The organism is Spiroplasma alleghenense (assembly GCF_003363775.1).
In the GTDB taxonomy this organism is placed as follows: Bacteria; Bacillota_I; Bacilli_A; order Mycoplasmatales; family Mycoplasmataceae; genus Spiroplasma_B; species Spiroplasma_B alleghenense.
Map to the genome: position 1 here is coordinate 365,213 of NZ_CP031376.1, position 17,438 is coordinate 382,650.

A 17,438-nucleotide genomic window follows, 5' to 3' on the forward strand; every position below is an offset into this window, starting at 1 on the left:
ATGAAAGTAGAATTAAGAAATTTATCAAAAAAATATGAGGGAAACCCCTTATATACACTAGAAAATATTAATTTAAACATCGAAGATAAAGATTTTTGTGTAATGTTGGGTCCCAGTGGATGTGGTAAAACCACTTTACTAAGAATGATAGCCGGACTTAACTCAATTACAAAAGGAGATTTGGTGTTTGATGAAAAAAGGGCCAACGATTTGCCACCCAAAGATCGCGATATTGCCATGGTTTTCCAAAGTTATGCGTTATATCCTCATATGAATGTTTATAAAAATATGGGATTTGGTCTAAAAATGAAAAAAGCCAAAAAAGATGTTATTGACCAACGTGTTAAGGATGTGGCTGAAATTCTAAATATTACTCACTTGCTGTACAAAAAACCAAGTGAAATTTCAGGAGGACAACGCCAAAGAGTTGCTTTAGGACGTGCAATTGTTCGTAAACCTAAGTTGTTTTTAATGGATGAACCACTTTCTAATTTAGATGCTAAATTAAGAGAGACAATGCGTACGGAAATAGTTAAGATTCACAAAGCGCTTGAATCAACCACAATTTATGTTACCCATGATCAAGTTGAAGCTATGACAATGGCTACCAAAATTGTTTTAATGAATGACCAAAAAATTCAACAAGTTGGAACTCCTAATGATTTATATGAAAATCCAGAAAACCTATTTGTGGCCAATTTTATTGGGAATCCAACAATTAACCAGTATAAAGGAACTTTGGAAGGCGAAAGTTTTGTTAATGAATCAAAAACCATTAAAATCAAATTATCAAAGTCTGAAATTGAAACTATTAAGAGTCAAAATAGTAAGTGAATTTATTTATGTGTTCGAAGTGAATCGATTAAGATTTCAAAGTCAAAAACCGATACTGAAGTTTTGGTAATTCACGTTGAATCTTTGGGAAAAGAAAAAGAAATTAAAGGATTTATTGATGATAGTTCAAATATTTCTGTCACTGTTGCCAATACCTCAGATATTGTAGCTGATCAAAAAATCAATGTTACTTTTGAAAAGTATTTCCTATTTGATGGTGAAAGTCAAAAGAGAATTAGATAATATTAAATAAAAATGACTCAATTTTCAAATTGAGTCATTTTTATTAAAATTTAATTTTCAATTAATATTGCATTTTTTTGAATATCTGTTAAATTCTGATTGCGAACATAAATATCTACTTTTTTAGTATTCTTTGTTGAAGAATATAAGCCAACCCCGTCGTTAACCTCGCTAAAAATTCATTCTCTAACAATAACATCTTTAAAATAAATATCTTTGTTGCTTTGTGTTGGGGTCTGATTATAGTTATCTACTCTAATAATTTTTGAAAGAACAAATTCTTCTTCTAAATCATTTTTATCAATGTGGCTTGCCTTGTATGCTGGTTGAGGATTTACATCTAAAACTTGATAATCTCAGGTTGGTGTTTGATTTGATTCATTTACTAGATAATCAAAAAACTCTATTTCACTTAAAAATTGCATTTGCAAAGCTCGATACTTATTTGTATCAAATTTATCACTACCCATTAGTTTTAAAAAGTCAGTTATTAAAGGACTGTAATCATATGCTCTTTCATCGTTTTCGTTATTAAAGTGAATTATTGCTTTCTTATTGCTATATTCATAGTCACCAGTTATTTTACTTGATAAGTATAATAAAGCATTATCACCGATTTCAAAACAACTTACTGTAGATAAAGCGGGTGTGGAAACCAAAGAAATGCTCGCTAAAATAGTTAAAATTCTTTTCATATATTGGTTGCTCCTTTTAGTAATTTTAACATTAAGGTTTAGAATAATATTCCAAAATTCTAAAAATAAAAATCCCAAAATTATTAATAGTAAAATAATATTGTATCTAAAGTATACACAAGTGAGATAAAATGAAGAAAGAACCAAAAGAGAGTCGTTTTGCCTGGGAATTAACCAGCCAAGAACAAAGCCTAATTCAAGAAAATCCTAATCTCAATTTTTTGAATTATAAAAATTTTTATAAGAGTCTATGATCTTTAACTTTACCAATTTATCTGCAAATGATCTCAACAGTGATTATAGCTATGCTAAACAGTTTACTTTTAAGATGAATTGATGGAGGTGTTTGGACGGCTGTTGTAAATAAAGCTAATTTTGCTTACAACTGAGTTATATTTCTACCAAGTTTTGCATCTGCGGGAGTATTTGTGATTATGGGAAATATGCTTGGTCAGGGAAAGGATAATGAACTTCATAAAGCAATTTTTTCAGGATGGATGTTCAATATTTTAATTTCAATGGTAGTAATTTTTAGTCTTTTAGGGATAAAAAATTTTACTTATCGTTGAGTTAATTTGGAGGAAGAGTACTGAAAGACCGCTAATATGATTTACTATATCAACTTACTAATTCTGTTTTTAACAAGTATTAATGTTGTCTCGCAACGTGCTGAAATAGCCATTGGTAAAATGAAAACGATTTTTGTAATTTTAGTAGTCTCAAACATTGTTAATACAATTATTGTTTGAACAATTGCTTTAACAACCCCTTACGCGGCGATAGGGACTGCTTTTGGAAGTTTGGGTTCTGCAATTTTTCTAACAATAGCGTTATTAATTCTGAATTTCAGACATTTTCAAATCAAGTTAATTTTTACTGATAATAAAAATTGTTGAAACAAGTCGATTACAAAACTAATATTAATTATTGGAGTTCCCACCGCAATAGAAGCATTAATCTTTAACTTTGCAGGTGCATTTACAACAAGATATGTTACTTTAGCCTCCAGCGAATTTGGAAGAGACGATGTTTTATTCAATACATTGATTGCTGCACAGCAAATAACAAATTTTGGATTGTTGCTTTCATCGTCATTGGGACAGGTATCTTCAATATTTGTAGCCCGACTTATAGGTTCAAAAATTGATAACTGAGAAATACGAATTGCTAACCGGTTTTGGTACTTAACCTTACTAATTGCCTTGCCATTTTCTGTAGTCGTTGTTCTATTATCATATCCATTATTTATGATCTACAACATTCCAGTCGATATTATTTTTTCGGTAGGAATATTTATGTTGGTAATAATTTGTCTACAAGATTTTGGAAGAACAATGAATCAGGTGGGCCTCTCTTGTTTAAGAGCAGCGAAATATACAGTCGTACCTGTAATTTGTGCCGCCATCACATTATCAATTTTTAATATTGGTTTTGTAGTTGGAGCTAATGCTTTAATATTTCCTAAAAGTTTTGACTATTCAAATCAAGAATTAGTTGATTCACGAGCAATTATATTAATGTTGACAATTTGTTCAATTCAAGGATTAGAAGAAATTGTCAGAGGTTCGATTTATTGAATATTATGAAATAAAAAAGCATGGCTAAAAACATCACAAAAAAATTTAATATCTTAAGGAGAAGACAATGAAAAAAATAAAAATCCATATTGTTCCTCATGCTCATTGAGACAAAGAATGATACTTTACTAAACAAGATTCAGATTTATTATTAAGGGGTAATTTAAATAAATTAAATAACATCATTAAGACAAATAAAGCTTTTAAAAATTTTACCTATGATGGTCAAAGTTCAATTATTGATGACTATAAAATTCTAGAAGGCGATGAAAAAGAATTAATAAAAAATTTAAAAGATAAAAAAATTATTTTGGGTCCATGATATTCACAGCCCGACTTATTCAATACTACTTCTGAAGCAATTGTTAGAAACCTACTAATTGGTACAAATATGGCTGAAAAATTTGGTAGCTCAATGAAAAATGCTTATGTTCCAGATTCTTTTGGTCAAAGCAGCCAAATGCCTCAAATTTATAAACTCTGTGAATTGAATGAAATGATTTATTGAAGAGGAATAACAAAAGAAAAAATGAGCAACTCGGTTCTACATTACTGGGAAGGCTTAGATGGAACAAAAATAAAATCATACAATTTTCTAAAGGGTTATTGGATTATGGGAAGTTTCTTTCCTTATCTTGAATTAAGCAAAGAAAATGCCGAACATTATGCTAAAAAATTTCATAAAGATTTCAAAAATACTTTAGAAGAACTTAAGAAATATAATCCTTTTTCTCCAAAGGATTTATTATTACCACTTGGTGGTGATCAAGCCCCAGTTAATGAATACATTGATTTTTTTCTAGCAGAACTAAATAAAATAGATAACGTTCATGAATGATATTGATCTAGTTATGATGAATACTTTGAAACTATCAAAGATATAAATGATTTACCAAATTATAAGGGAGAATTAAAAAGTCCGCAAAACTCAAGAATCCACAAGACGATTGGTTCTCAAAGGGTAGACATTAAACAATTATCAAAAGAGGTGGACAATTTAATTTTTGAGAAGTTAGAACCACTGGCTGTTTATTATAATTCAATTGGGGGAACTTATCCTCAAGAAATAATCAACAAAAGCCTAAAAAATGCTTTGACTTCACATGCTCACGATAGTCTGGGAGGATGCAATACTGATTCCACAAATCAAGATGTTATTATTCGTTTAAACTGAGCAAAACAGTGAGTTGAATCCCAGATTACAAAAATATTTAAATCCATTTTAAATCATAACAATATTAATAACGCTTTAATTTTTAATCCTAATCCTAAAAAAACTATAACTGATTTAGAAATGACTGTTTTTACAAAAAATCAGAATTTTAAAATAATGGAAAAGGAAATTGAGTTAGAAAAAATAATTTTATCTCAAGAGTTTATTAATCCTAATTTGGAAATAAATACTGGAACTAATGGCGAGTCTAAAGAAGCGATTGATGGTTACTGAAAAACAAAAATAAATTTACAAGAAATAAATTTCGAAGGTCTTCAATGTAAGAAAATATTAATTCAAGAAATTGATAAAAAACAAAGCGAAGTTCCTGTTTGAAAAAAACAAAATCAATTTGAAAATGCAAAATGAAAAGTTGAAATTAATAAAAACGGGACTATTAATCTATTTGATAAAAAAAGAAATATTTATTTTAAAAATCAACTAACCTTGGAAGCTCAAAGAGATATGGGGGATTCGTACGATTTTTCTCCAGAAACAGAAGAAAATTTAATTATAAACAAACTAATTAGTTCGAGTTCAAGAATTCAAGAATTTAAAAATTGCTCGCGTATTATAATTGAAAATAATTATGCAATATTAAATGGCATAGAACAGAAAGTTGAAATAAATATTTTTGTAAAAGAAAATGATTTTATAAATTTCAAATTAAAGTTTGATAATAAGAATGAAAACATCAAATGAAGAGCATTATTTGATTCCCAAATATCAAATTCAAAATATTCATATGCAAATCAAGCATTTGGAACCGAAAAAAGACCAGTTTTGCTTGAAGAAAATAAATTTTGAAAAGAAAAGGGATGAAATGAGAAACCTGTTGAAATAGAAACTAATGAATCTTTTGTATATTTAAAAAACAGCGAATATAAATTCGGAGTTATTACCAAAGGAACAAATGAATATCAAATTATTGGTGATAACTTTCAAAATCTGGCTTTAACATTATTTAGAAGTGTATCACTGCTTGGAAGAAATAACTTGCTATGAAGACCCGGTAGAGCTAGTGGGACTAGTGATTACTTGATTCCAACAGAAGATTCAAAACTTCTAAAAGAAATTATTTTAGAATTTGACTTATTTATTGTTCCAACTGAAAGATCAATTTGAAATTTAGCACAATCAAGGATTGCCAAGCCAATTTATTACCAAAAGCAGAATTTAAATTTATACTTTAACAGATTCGAAAGATTTCTTATTTCTGACCTGGAATTTATTAAAAAAATTCAGACAGATAATTTATTTACAGTTAAAAATGAAAATTTAATAGTTAAATCAATAAAAAAACACGAAACCAAAAATGAGTTTTTAGTTAGAATTTTTAACTCATCAAAGAAAGAAGAAACTTTAAGTTATGAGGGGAAATGAAAAATAAGAGAAGAAGTTAATTTATTAGAGCGTGATAACAAAAAAATAAATTTAGATTTTAAAGGTTATGAAATAAAAACATTTACCATAGATAGAGGATAAAAAATGAAAAAGAAATGAAAAATTCACTTTGTCCCACATACTCACTGAGATAAAGAATGATATTTTACCAAAGAAGTTTCAACAGTATTTTTAGTTGATAATATTCAAAAATTGAAAAGTATTTGCGATAATCCAGAAAGCTTCAAGAGCATAGTTTTTGATAGTCAACTTTCAATTGTTGATGACTACTTGAACTATTTTCCAGAAGATGAAAAAATTATTAATAAATTAATTAGTGATAAAAAATTATTAGTTGGACCTTGATACACCCAACCTGACATGTTTAGCACCAACGGAGAATCAATAGTTAGAAACTTGGTTATTGGAAAATTGGGAGCAGAAAAGCGCGGGCACAGTTTAAAAAATGCTTATACTCCAGACTCGTTTGGATTTAATTCAAATATGCCCCAAATTTTAGCATCAACAGAATGTGACACCATTATCCAATGAAGAGGTGTTAATGAGGACCACATTGAAAAATCTGTTTACAGTGAATGGACTGGCATTGATGGATCAAAAATTGACTTCTATAATATTTACAAATATGGTTATGGTTTGACTTTTTGGGCCTTCGATTCAGTCTACAAAAAATGAAACAAAGATAACATGCCAGAACTCGCGAAAGAATATCTTGAAAAATTTTCAACTACTCATGAGGATTTGAATAATTGAAAAAAAGTTAATAAAAATACCGGTAATATACTATGTTTTCCATTTGGTTCTGACCAAGCACCAGTTATTGAGTGATTACCATTATTCATTAAGGAACTAAATAAATTAGACCCAGAACACGAATGAGTTTTGAGTGATTATGATATGTTTTGTGAAGATATTAAAAAGGGAACAAAAGATTTACCTAAAAATCAAATTCAAGGAGAATTGAAACATGGGCAATACTCTAGAACCCATAGAACAATAGCATCTTCAAGATATGATATTAAATTACTTTCTAAGAAAGTTGAGTACCAACTTTATAATGAGGCTGAGCCAATGGGGCTGATTTACAAAAAATTTACCGGCAAATATCCAGCAAGAATTTTTGAAAAAGCCAACAAATTATTATTGGAATGTCATGCTCATGATAGTTTAGGTGGTAGTTGTACAGACGAAACCAATAGAGAAATAATTATTAGGCTAAAGCAAGCGCAATCAATGTTAGAATCTCAAACCGTACTAATTAAAAGAAGAATTACTGAATTTTTAAACTTGCAAAAAAATGATTTAATTATTTTTAATACAATGCCCTTTAAACAAAAAGTAAAAGTTTTAATGCCTGTTGTATCAAGAAATAAAAAATTCTTAATTAAAAAGGATAATAGTAATATTGATTTTAAAATAATTAGTCAAAAATTTTATAACCGAGACCAATTTATAATTGAAAATGAAACTCATTATAAATTTAATAATGGCGAGGAAAAAGGATTTTATGTTACAGAAGTAGAATTTTTCACTCATGAAATAGATGGATTATTTTATGATGTCTTTAAAATTGAAGATGATGAAATAAACTTAACCGGTAAAGAGATTTTTAATAAAGTTTTAGCAAATAAATTAAAAGTAAAGGACATCGAAATTGAATTGCTAAAAAATGGTGATATCTCTATGATTCAAGATGGTAAAAATTCTATTATTTCATTAGAAGCGATGTTTGATGCGGGTGATACATATGACTACTCACCATCTAAAATTAATGGTGGAAAAATAAATAAATTAGTTTCATTTGAAAGCGCTGTTGTAAAAGATAATAAAGAAATTTTGATTGAACAAAAATGAAAAGTAAATGAAAGCTTAGAATCAAAAGTTATGGTAGAACAAAAAATACTATGAAAAATATTTATTAATTCTGACAACGTTGATATAAAAATAAACTTACTAAATAAAGCGAAGGATATTCGTTGAAGAATTCTTTGAGATACCAAAACCAAAAATCAATACTCTTATGCTGACCAATCAGGTTCTTTAATTAAAAGACCCGTAGTTGATGAATTGAATTCAAATCGTTGAGAAAAAGATAAATGAAAAGATAATCCCGTGTGTATTGAGACTTGTGAGTCACTTGTTTATCTAAATCCGGAAAATAAAACAAAATATGCTATTTTTACAATTGGAAATAACGAGTTTGAAATTATAAATAAAGATTTTTCTACAATTGCAGTTACTTTATTTAGAGGAGTTTCTTTAATTGGACGCAGGGGCCTTGCTTACAGACCGGGAAGAGCTAGCGGTATTAATGATTATCCTTATGCAACTCCCGAAAGTAATTTGCAAGAAGAAATGGAGTTCAATTTAAACTTTAGAATTTCTGATAAAGAGAATTTACCTATATTGTCAAAAATGCATTTCTTGCCCACTTCAAGTTTCCAAAAACAAAGTATTTCTGTTTACTTATTTAAAGGTCAAACATTCTGAATGTCAAAAGTAGAGCAGTTAAAAGAGAAACCTATTCCTACAAATATTTTTGCATGAGACCAAAATTTCTTTGTAGCCTGTTCTAAAGAAGGGTATAATCAAAATGATTATGTATTTAGACTATATAATCCGTCTGAAAAAGAAATTAAATTAAATTTATTGGATTCTAAATCAAAAATTTTAGAAGCGAACTCTCTTGAGCGAAAAGAAACTGATTTGATAAAAACTATCCTTGCCAATAAATTTAAAACAATTATTAAAAAAGGAGAAAAATAAATGTCAGAAAAAAATATTTTTCAAAGCCAGTATTTGGAAACAGATGTTGAAGTAAGTGGCGTTGAAGACTTGCTTGAAAAAATTGCTGAAATTTGTTTAAAAAATAATATTTGCGAAGATAAAACAGAGCTAATAAAAAAAATTAAGGAAAGAGAAGAATTAACATCAACTGGTTTTGAAAATGGTATAGCAATACCTCATACCAGATTTAAAGATATTAAAAAAAGTGCTGTTCTTTTTATAAGACTAAAAAAAGGTATTGATTGAAAAGCTATGGATGGAAATGTTTCAGATAAATTCTTTTGTATTTTAGTTCCAGAAAACGAAAATGTTGGAGATGAACATTTAAAGATTTTAGGCATTCTAGCTAACAAATTACTTGATGATAAATTTATTAATATTTTATCAACTGAGAAAAATAAGAATAATCTTTTTAAAACTATAAACAATATTTTTAATGATGAAGACAAAAAGGAAACACCCAAGGTTGTTGAATCAACAAACAGTAAAAAAGACTTTTATGTAGCAGTTTCTGCTTGTACATTCGGATTAGCTCACACTTATTTGGCTGAGCAAAAATTAATAAAATTTGCTAAAGAAAATGATTTTGAAATAAAAGTTGAAACTCATGGTGCTCGTGGAGATCAAAACATAATTACTGAAGAAGATTTGAAAAAGGCAAAAGGTGTTTTGATAGCAGTAGACAAAAACTTAGATTTAAAGCATATTAAACATGAAAATATTTATCGTACCAGAACAATTGATGCAATCAAAAATACTGATAAATGTTTTGAAATTTTAAAAGGAAATATCAAGATAAATAAAACTAAAGCGTCGATAGATAATTTCTTCAAACTAAAGCTTCACCAAAGCGCTTCGTTTGCTGCTGGAAAAACATACAATATAATCAGACTATTCGCACTAATTATCGCGATTATGGTGTTTGCATATAAAATAAATGATGAAAGTAAATTTCTCATTGATTCGCTTAATTTACTGAAGTATTTGGCCATTCCTGGAATACCACTTATTGCAGCCTTTCTAACATTTAGCTTCACGAAGTCTGAAGGGACTGCTAGTGCAGTTGGGGGATCTTTATTCGCAATAACAGTTTATAAAAATATTAATTATTTTAATAATGATTTAATTAAACCGATTGCATCAATAGGAATAATGGGTGCAATAATTATTACATTATTTGCAGTGCTATATCACCTATACATTTATAAATTAAACTCAAAGATTTTTGCAAAAAATCGTAAGTTAAACGGTGGATTTAAATGATTTCTTCAAATTATGTTAGTTATGCTTGTTTTAGTAATAGTTTTTTACAGTTTTGATTCAATTTCATTTGCTAATAATTTCTTGTTTGAACACATTATAAAATTGGATAATGATCATTGATGATTTAGAACTATTATGGCAACTATGTTTTTTGCCCTAATGGTAACCGATATGGGAGGCCCATTAAATAAATGAGCAATAACTTTCTCTGCTTTATTTTTCATTGATTCGTTTGCTATTAGTCCATTAAATCCATGAATGACTCCTTTAACAGCTCAAGTAATAGCGATTTCTACTCCAGGAATAGCAATTTGAGTAAGGGGATTGATATTGAAAAATAAATTAACAAGCAAAGAACTGGAATTATCAAAAACCGCTGGTAAACAGGGATTTAACGGAATTTCTGAAGGGGCTTTATGAACACTTGAAAAATACAAGTGAAAAGCATATCTTTCAAATTACATTTTAGCTCTCTATTGTGGATTTATAATTGGAATATTTCACATCCAAACATTTGGTGGCTACAATAATATTTTAGGAGTATTTTTCGGATTTTCAACCGATAATTTCTTACAATTATGCGGCTTTGACCTACCTTCATTCAATATAGGATTTTTAATTCTAACCTTATCTTCTCCGATTTTTGGAGGTATAATAAGTACGTTAGCATTAAGAAATAGTAATGAGAATAAGGTAAAAAATGAAAAAAGAATTCAAAAAATTTAATTTAGAAAATTTAAGCAATAAACAGGTTGATTTTTATAATTTCGTAATAAATAATTTAGATGATATTTTAGAACTATCAATTAAAGAAATTTCAGAAAAGTATGGATGTGGGATTAGTTTCATCTATACTTTTTTGGCAAGTTTAAATGTTCATGGCTGAAAAACATTTATTTTCCTTTTAGGAATACAACGTGGAATTAACAATGCTGTCAAAATAAATAAAGCCTTTAATAAAGAGGAAAATTTAAAAAATAAAATTACAAATTTAGTTTTTAATAACAATAAAATAACCGATTTTGAAAACAAATTAATTTTGGATGAACAATATCTAAAATTAGATAAAATGTGCGACGATATAATTAATGCCAAGAAAATAATAGGCTTTGGTCAAGGTCATGGATTATTAGCAGTGAATGATTTATTTGGCATGTTTTCAAAATTAGAACTAAAATGTACCCAACTTATTAAAAATAAGAGTAATTTCAAACAAATAATTGAAGAAATAGAGGATGAGGATTTATTTATTTTTTACTCATTTAAAGGAGTTTCGGAATTTACGATAACTTTATTTAATTTGATAAAAGAAACTAAACCTAATGTTAAAACTTACCTAGTAACTTCAAATTATAATTGCAAGGTTCCTGAACTTTCAAATAGAACAATCTTTATACATAATAATTTAATGGAAATAGAAATAAAAGGGGAGATTATTTTGGCAAGTCCACTAAGGTCATTCATTATTTTTAACGATTTCCTAAAGACTCTACTATATTATAAAAACAAGAAAGAATTTTCAAATTTAAAATTATTGATTACAGAACTTAATTCATGAAAAGATAATAATAATGATTATTATCGCTCTGAAAAAAATGTCCTTAAAAAAGACGAAAAAAAATCTTAAAAAAGCAAAGCAACAGCTTTGCTTTTTTAAATTTTGATAATAATATTCCAAATCAACTAGAAAACCTTTATTTTTTTGACAAAGTAGTACAATGAATTTGTCAATAAGGAGTTGATTTAATGAAGTTAAACCTGGAAAAATTGAATGATAAGCAAAGAGATTTTTGAGATTTTTATAACCAAAATTTTGATGAGTTTAAAACAATGTCAATTAAAGAAATTAGTAAGATTTATGGCTGTGGAATTAGTTTTATCTATAACTTTTTTAATAGTCTTGGAATTAAAGGAATAAAGGAATTGATTATGAGCATTAGCTTTGAGCAGGGCCAAATAAATTCTAATAGAATTTTTAATCAAGAACTACAATTAGAGGATCGAATTTTTGAAACTATTAACCAGTCAAATTTGAGAAATAATAATCTTTTAAAGGAAAATAAGAAAATAATTGATGATTTAGTCAATGATATTATTCGTACTAAACGTCGCTTTTGCTTGGGCTTTGGCTATTCGAAATTGGCGGCTCTAGATTTTATTGGTCCTTTTAATCATATTGATAACTCTTTTGTTTTGGTCAATGATGAGGACTACGAAAAATCTAAGCTAATTCAAAAAATAAATAACGAAGATATTTTAATAGTTTTTTCAATGCGAGGCAAAAATAAACAACTATTAAAATATCTAAGATATTTACGAAAAAACGCTTCAGAGCTTTGCATTTATTTGGTTACTTCAAAGCTGAACTGCCTAGCGGCTCAATTCACCGATAAAGTTATTTTGATTGATAATATTATGAAGAGATCGGATATCTATACTAATGAGATTTTTTATTCACCACTTCAGACATTTTTATTTTTTAATACAGTAGTTAAAAATATTTTGTACCAAAAAATTAAAACCACAGCCAACAGTCAACAAAATTTTGTAAATGAGCAGTTAAGTTGGATATATGAAAAAAATGATATTGACAATTAGGAATTAAATTCCATAAAATGCGTTAATACTATTTTTTTGTCTAATATTGGTATATTTTCTATTTAGGAGGGAATTAAAATGAAAAAATTATTACTATTACTTGCTTCGAGTGCTATAGTAACCACCAGTGCAACTACGGTTGTTAGTTGTTCGTGAAAAACTCCACCGATTAGTTTTGAAGAAATTTCGCAAGTTATGAAATGAGTGGAACAACAAGTTGTTGAAAACCCCCAGTCTGATACCGGGGTTGGAACTTTAAAATCTGATTCAGAATTTGATGAATCAATTTTTACAATGAATTATCAGAAGAAAACAGAGAATAATTCAACAAATATTGATTTAAGAAAAAAATGAAATGATTCTGTTGTAAATCCAGTTAACTCAACGATGGTTGACTATATTCACAGCGGCAAAAGCATTACCACTGGAGAAGATGATGTAAAAATGCAAACCGAAGAAATGAAGGCTTTAACAGCTAAAATTCAGACCTACCATTTTACAACTCGAGTTTCGGATGTTTTTGTTGAAAATGCTCAATTAGAAACTTCAGAGAGTTATTGGTTAAGCGATAAATATCAAAACCCGGTAACAACTTTTAAAAGAACCGTTGATGAAGATATAAATCCTATTGCAGGCAATCAACCGATTGACAAAGCGGCTAATGATTTATTGACAGAAAAAGGAGTCGAAAAAGAGTCGGGACATTGAGATAAAAATTTCTTAATTTTTGATGATAACGATATTTTTAATCTTTCTCGATCATTGCGACCTGATTACTATATAGTTAGATTTAATGTCTCTTTTGGAATTAACAGTAAGAAAACAGAACACCGTGATAAAAAAGTTTGTTTTTATTTGGATGTTAAATTCAATGCTTAGAAGGAGGTAAAAAATGGAAAAACAAATTGAAACTGAAGTTGAAGTTGTCGAAAAACAAGCTAGCCTAAAAAATATTGTTGCTGTAACAGCGTGTGCTGCTGGAATTGCTCACACTTATATGGCAGCTGATGCTTTAACAAAAGAAGCAAAAAGTCGTAATTTAAATATTAAAGTCGAAACCCAAGGCACTATTGGAGCTGAAAATGTTTTAACTGATATTGAAATTGCTAATGCTGATTTAGTAATAATTGCAGCTGATGTAAAAATTGATTTATCACGTTTCAATGGTAAAAAAATTTTTCAAACTGGAGTAAATCCACCAATTAAAAATCCAGGTAAGTTGATTGATGATGCTTGGGAAAAAGGGGTGGAATATGGAAAAAAAGGGACCAAAGCTGGGTTTGTAACCTTTGGTAAAACTAAGCGCAAAGGGGTTCTTGCCCACCTAATGACAGGAATTTCTTGGATGTTGCCATTAACAATAGCTTCAGGACTATTAATGGCTATTGCCAATTTATCAGCATTTCAAACCGAGTATGTTGATAACCAAGGGTGATACACTGAAAACTGAGTATTAGGAACTCGAGTATTTCCCCAATTCCTGATGGATGTAGGAAGTTTAGGATTCAAATTAATGATGCCTATATTTGCTGGTTTTGTGGCATACTCCATTGCCGATCGACCTGGTTTGGCACCGGCTTTAGTGGGTGGTTGAATTATCAATGATAACAAAATGTTAGGAGTAACCGTACAGGTTTCAGAAAATTCAGCTATCGAACCAGGAGCTGGATTTATTGGGGCAATTGTTGTGGGATTGTTAACTGGATATTTTGTCCAATTACTAAAATTAATTCGCTTCCCTAAATTTATTCAACCAATTGTGCCGATAATGATTATTCCAATTATCTCAACAATTGCGATAGCATCGTTAGTAAAATTTGGAATTGGGGTTCCAATTGCTGGATTGGTTTTAGCAATGTTTGAAGGGTTAGAAAATCTTAACAACCAATTTGCTGGCACCGGGATCATTATCGCCTTGATTTTGTCGATGATGATTGCCTTTGACCTTGGTGGTCCGTTTAATAAAACAGCACTTGTATTTGGAACTGTTATATTTTATCAAACCCTAGCAGAGGCGTTAGCTAAAGGAGGGACTTTCTGAGATGCTAACTTTGTTCCTGGAACTGCTACCCAGGCAGCAATTTCAGTCCCTCCATTAGGAATGTGGCTATCAACAGTTATGTTTAAAGATCGCTTTACCAAAAATGAACGAATCATGGGTACCGCAGCTTTAGGAAGTGGGGCTATGGGGATTACTGAAGGTGCAATTCCGTTTGCCGCTGCTGATCCTTTTAGAGTAATTTTTGCCAATGTTGTTGGAGCTTCGGTAGCAGGGGTTGGAGTTACATTATTTAACGTAAAATTTGCCGCTGGACTAGGTTCTCCATTGGGGGCGTTTTTAGGTTATATTCGTATGGATAATGCTCCTTTTTACCCAATGGCTTGAATACTGCCAATATTCTTAGGGATTTTTATTACAGCTTTACTGACAGGATTAATGAAGAAAAAAATTACTGGTGAGGAATATGAAATGTATCTACAAGATCGTAATGAAACTCGCTTGAAACGTAAAAATCGTCGTAAAAATTTTAAACTTTTATTCACTGAGCCAAAATACGCCTTTAAAAAATTTGGAGCTTCTCAAAAAATATGATGAAAAAATTTTGGTAAAAATTCAAAAGAGTACTGAGCTTGAATTGGAAATGGAATTAAAGACTACTTTGTACAATGGGGTCAAGACTTTGCCAGTTTAGGCGCCAAAATTAAAAAGACTTTTACTAAAAAAACCGCTGAACAAAAAGAGTTTTTAACTTTACAAAAAACTCAGCATAAAGAACAGTTGGCTTTAAATAAAGTTCGCCAAAAAGAAGAAAAAGAAAAAGAACGTCAACAAGATTTACAAGATCGCGAAGAAAGACGAGCTTTAGCTAGACAGAAAAAGGAAGATAAAAAAGGAGTTTAGAATGAACAAAGAAATATTTGATATTGACCAAATTTATATTGATATAGAAGTTAAAAACAAAAAAGAGGCTTTTAAATTTATTGCTCAAGCATTTGTTGATTCAAAAACATCAAGTGATTTAAAAGTTTGCTACAAAGGATTGTTAGATCGAGAAAAAGAAGGATCTACTGGATTCAACGAGGGGATTGCGATTCCTCATGCTAAAATTAAAGAAATAACACATCCCAAGGTTTTTGTTATCAAATTTAAGCAAGGGGTTGAGTGAAAATCTATTGACGGCTCAAAAGTTAATTTAGCTATTGCTTTAGCAATTCCTGCCGATAAAGTTGAAAGTGATCATTTAAAAATACTAAGCAGCATTGCTAGAAAATTGATCGATGATGATTTTAGAAATAAACTAAATAGTTCCAAAACTAAGGAAGAATTTTTCACCATTGTAAATAAGGTAGAAATTATTTAAAAATTTAAAAATGTTCGCACAAGCGAACATTTTTAAATTATAATAAAATCTTACTTATTTAATAATTCAAACATATTTTTTAGCATGATACCATTACCTCTAGTTGGGGTGTGTCCTGTTGCAGCAACATCCAAGTGAATCAAAGGTATTCCTTCGCTAAATTCAGCCAAAAAAGCTGCAGCATTACTGCTTCCTCCATCAGGAACTGGTGCCATATTTGTTAAGTCGGCAACTGCGCTACTTCGCATATATTTATAATTTTGACTGTGAATTGGCAATCTTCAAATTTCTTCATGACCCTTTAAAGCTGCAGCTTCAAACTCTTGGTAAAATTTATCGTCAGTTGCAAATGCACCAGTCATATAAGTACCCAAGCAAAAACGTATCGCCCCAGTTAAAGTAGCAACATCAATAATTCTTTGAGCTTTTAAATCTCTAATAGCATAACTAATTGCATCCCCAAGTACTAATCGACCTTCAGCGTCGGTATTAAGAATTTCTACAGTTTTACCACTATAGCTAGTAACCACGGTTTCCACCAAGGTTCCCTTACCTCCGATTCGGTTTTCGGTTAAAACAGCAACGGCAACAACGTTAGCTTTAGCTTTAGCTTTAGCTAAACCAAGAACTGTAGAACAAGTGACCGCAGCTCCGGTCATATCAAATTTCATTCCCTTCATACTAGCTGAGGGTTTTAGTGAGTAACCACCTGAATCAAAAGTGATTCCCTTACCAACTAAAGCGGTTTTTTCTAATTTATTGTCACTGCAGTATTCAACAATTACCACACGCGGCTCTTCATAACTTGCAGCATTCACAGCCAATAGCATTCCCATTTTTAGTTTTTCTATTGCTTTTTTATCCAAAATAGTTACTTTAACACCACTGATTTCTCCAGCCTTTTTTGAAATCACTTGAGCAAAATAATCTGGTGTACAAATATTTGGCGGTGTATCTTGAAGATCGCGAGCAAAATTAACAAATTCCATTTTTATTTTTAGATTTTCAAAATATTTTTGAAAATCCTTTTTTGTTACCATATTAAAATTATTTTCTTTAAAAGTTTTATTTGTTTTTAAAGAGTAGGCTTGATGATTTTTTCAAAGTAAAGCTTCACCGATTGCGTCAAAAATGACAGTCTCTTCTTTAAAAATGTCTATAAATTCATCGACCACAACATCAAAGTCAAATTTAAAGTCATCAATCACCTTTTTAATTGCCTCATTTAGCTCAAGATAAAGATTTTTCTTCATTTCCATTCCCACAACAAGATAAATAGTGTTTTCCTCAGAAATAATTGAAGCCTTTCCTGCGATTGGGACAATGCAGTTATTTTTAATATCTTTAATTAATATTGGTTTTAGGATTAAATCCTGATTTTTTTTATTTAATGTAATCATAGTTACCTCCAAATTAATTATATTATTATTTTTTCGATTATTTCAACTATTAAAAATTATTT

The 17,438-nt window shown here is 29.5% G+C and carries 12 protein-coding genes; 10 read left to right on the forward strand and 2 right to left on the reverse strand.

Translation table 4 applies throughout. The features are described from left to right. Positions 1-1,077: an ABC transporter ATP-binding protein gene (locus tag SALLE_RS01625; RefSeq protein WP_115557898.1), complete on the forward strand. Its 1,077-nt coding sequence runs from the start codon at positions 1-3 to the stop codon at positions 1,075-1,077. Between the two features lie 50 nt (positions 1,078-1,127). Here the strand turns inward: SALLE_RS01625 and SALLE_RS01630 are convergent, their stop codons facing one another. Then, positions 1,128-1,772: a lipoprotein gene (locus tag SALLE_RS01630; RefSeq protein WP_115557899.1), complete on the reverse strand. Its 645-nt coding sequence runs from the start codon at positions 1,770-1,772 to the stop codon at positions 1,128-1,130. 131 nt (positions 1,773-1,903) lie between these two features. Between SALLE_RS01630 and SALLE_RS01635 the strand changes: the two genes are divergently transcribed. The 9 genes from SALLE_RS01635 (at position 1,904) to SALLE_RS01675 (ending at position 15,976) form a co-directional block, all read left to right on the forward strand. Further along, positions 1,904-3,406 carry an MATE family efflux transporter gene (locus tag SALLE_RS01635; protein WP_115557900.1) on the forward strand — a complete coding sequence of 501 codons (1,503 nt, stop codon included), beginning with the start codon at positions 1,904-1,906 and terminating at the stop codon, positions 3,404-3,406. A 10-nt stretch (positions 3,407-3,416) separates the two neighbouring features. Next, positions 3,417-6,047, forward strand: coding sequence for a glycoside hydrolase family 38 N-terminal domain-containing protein (locus tag SALLE_RS01640; protein ID WP_115557901.1), 2,631 nt, complete (start codon positions 3,417-3,419; stop codon positions 6,045-6,047). A gap of 3 nt (positions 6,048-6,050) precedes the next feature. Next, the gene (locus SALLE_RS01645; RefSeq protein WP_115557902.1) at positions 6,051-8,732 is read left to right on the forward strand and encodes a glycoside hydrolase family 38 N-terminal domain-containing protein; all 2,682 of its coding nucleotides are present in this window, start codon (positions 6,051-6,053) and stop codon (positions 8,730-8,732) included. After that, entirely contained in the window at positions 8,733-10,742 is a 2,010-nt protein-coding gene (locus SALLE_RS01650; RefSeq protein WP_115557903.1) for a fructose PTS transporter subunit IIA, read from the forward strand. After that, positions 10,717-11,643: a MurR/RpiR family transcriptional regulator gene (locus SALLE_RS01655; protein WP_115557904.1), complete on the forward strand. Its 927-nt coding sequence runs from the start codon at positions 10,717-10,719 to the stop codon at positions 11,641-11,643. Before SALLE_RS01650 ends, SALLE_RS01655 begins: the two co-directional genes overlap by 26 nt. A gap of 119 nt (positions 11,644-11,762) precedes the next feature. Then, the gene (locus SALLE_RS01660; RefSeq protein ID WP_115557905.1) at positions 11,763-12,614 is read left to right on the forward strand and encodes a MurR/RpiR family transcriptional regulator; all 852 of its coding nucleotides are present in this window, start codon (positions 11,763-11,765) and stop codon (positions 12,612-12,614) included. Between the two features lie 78 nt (positions 12,615-12,692). After that, positions 12,693-13,493: a Vmc-like lipoprotein signal peptide domain-containing protein gene (locus SALLE_RS01665; RefSeq protein ID WP_115557906.1), complete on the forward strand. Its 801-nt coding sequence runs from the start codon at positions 12,693-12,695 to the stop codon at positions 13,491-13,493. A gap of 13 nt (positions 13,494-13,506) precedes the next feature. After that, complete coding sequence (locus tag SALLE_RS01670; RefSeq protein WP_115557907.1) at positions 13,507-15,516, forward strand: fructose-specific PTS transporter subunit EIIC; 2,010 nt, start codon at positions 13,507-13,509, stop codon at positions 15,514-15,516. A gap of 1 nt (position 15,517) precedes the next feature. After that, positions 15,518-15,976: a PTS sugar transporter subunit IIA gene (locus SALLE_RS01675; RefSeq protein WP_115557908.1), complete on the forward strand. Its 459-nt coding sequence runs from the start codon at positions 15,518-15,520 to the stop codon at positions 15,974-15,976. 50 nt (positions 15,977-16,026) lie between these two features. Here the strand turns inward: SALLE_RS01675 and SALLE_RS01680 are convergent, their stop codons facing one another. Continuing rightward, on the reverse strand, positions 16,027-17,376 hold the full coding sequence (locus SALLE_RS01680; RefSeq protein ID WP_115557909.1) for a M17 family metallopeptidase: 1,350 nt from the start codon (positions 17,374-17,376) through the stop codon (positions 16,027-16,029). Positions 17,377-17,438 lie beyond the last annotated feature (62 nt).